Source organism: Micromonospora sp. CPCC 206060, from assembly GCF_036906895.1.
In the GTDB taxonomy this organism is placed as follows: Bacteria; Actinomycetota; Actinomycetes; order Mycobacteriales; family Micromonosporaceae; genus Micromonospora.
The window spans coordinates 1-1,590 of sequence record NZ_JBAKHU010000212.1 but is presented as its reverse complement, the minus strand read 5'-3'; the positions used below and the strand labels follow the sequence as shown (position 1 = coordinate 1,590).

General features: G+C 68.8%; 1 protein-coding gene. It reads left to right on the top strand.

Annotated features, from left to right (window positions below; translation table 11 throughout):
• The first annotated feature begins 323 nt into the window (after window positions 1-323).
• A complete protein-coding gene (locus tag V6U90_RS33300) occupies window positions 324-1,337 on the top strand; it encodes an acetylxylan esterase (RefSeq protein ID WP_334445135.1) in 1,014 nt (337 codons plus the stop codon).
• Window positions 1,338-1,590: the final 253 nt, after the last annotated feature.

Genomic DNA, 1,590 nt, shown 5'->3' with positions numbered 1-1,590 from the left:
GGACGTGTTGCGGTAGCCTTCACCCAGCAAGTGCCTTCCGTGACAGGAACATCGGACCCTCAGCAAGTCCTATTTTCCCTGATCAGAAGGCACTTCTTCGTTTTCGGTCCACTCCTTGGACAGCCCTTAACGAAGGGCTGAGGTTAGCGGCGCACTTTCCGGTCGCCAGGTCAAGCGTTCGGGCCCTTGACTCGGCTGCTCGCCGCAGCCAAGGATGACATCCGGCCGTTACCCGTCTGTCTCATGCAGGACATCAGTCGACACCCAACGTGACCATGGCTGGTTCGGGTCGGCCGACGCGACCAGATGGAATGGGGTACGCCATGCCGCTGACCGACCTGCCGTTGGCCGAACTCGCCAAATACCGGCCGGTGCGCCGCGAGCCCGCCGATTTCGACGAGTTCTGGGCCGACACCCTGGCCGCGGCGGCCCGGGTCGAGCTGGACGCCACCTTCGAGCCGGTCGACTCGCCGCTGCGGGTGATCACCGTCTACGACGTGACGTTCAGTGGCTTCGGCGGCGACCGGGTCAAGGCCTGGCTCGCCGTCCCGGCCGGTGCCGAGGAGCCGCTGCCGTGCGTGGTGGAGTTTCCCGGTTACGGCGGCGGCCGGGGCCTGCCGCACGAGAACCTGCTCTACGCCGCCTCGGGCTATGCCCACCTGTTCATGGACGTACGCGGCCAGGGCAGCGGGTGGAGCGCCGGAGCGACCCCCGACCACGAGCCGGCCGGCGGCAACCCGCAGCATCCGGGCTTCGTCACCCGGGGCGTGCTCGACCCCCGGACCCTCTACTACCGGCGGCTGATCACCGACGCGGTGCGCGCCGTGCAGGCGGCCCGGGCGCATCCGCTGGTCGACCCGGACCGGGTGGTGGCCACCGGGATCAGCCAGGGTGGCGGGCTGTCGCTGGCGGTCGCGGCCCTCGATCCCCGGCTGCGCGCGGTCGCGCCCGACGTGCCGTTCCTCTGTGACTTCCGGCGCGGCGCCGAGCTGGCCACCGCCGGCCCCTACCAGGAGATCGTCAACTATTTGAAGGTCCACCGGGGCAACGTGGAGCGGGTCTTCGACACGTTGAGCTATGTCGACGGGGTCAACTTCGCCATCCGGGGGCGCTGCCCGGCACTGTTCAGCGTGGCGCTGATGGACGCCAGCTGCCCGGCGTCGACGGTGTTCGGCGCCTACCACCACTATGCCGGCCCGTGCCGGCTGGAGGTGTATCCGTTCAACGGGCACGAAGGCGGTGAGTCGGTGCAGGACGAGGTCCGGTTGCGGTTCTTCGCCGAGGTGCTGGCCGCCGGAGAGAACCGGGGCGGCGAGGGAACGGGCGACGGAGAGTAGCTCAGCGCGCACCTAGGGGCGGCGGAGCGTGATGGGGTGCCAATGCGTATAGCCAGGGATGTTCCGCTGGCTGAGATTTCGCCCCGGCCTGTACCACGCCGCCAGTCTCGCCCGGCGCGATGAGCAGCCAGGGCAACCAGGGGCACAACGGCAAGCCCTAACGCAGCACGCAGAACTCGTAGTTGCGTCCGGCAGAGTGGTGTACGGCAGACCTGCAGCTCAGAGCCGGTTTGGCGTAGACGTGAGGCGGCCA

Coding starts and splice junctions, on each gene's coding strand:
- V6U90_RS33300 (WP_334445135.1), top strand. CDS start 324: ATGCCGCTGACCGACCTGCCGTTGGCCGAACTCGCCAAATACCGGCCG.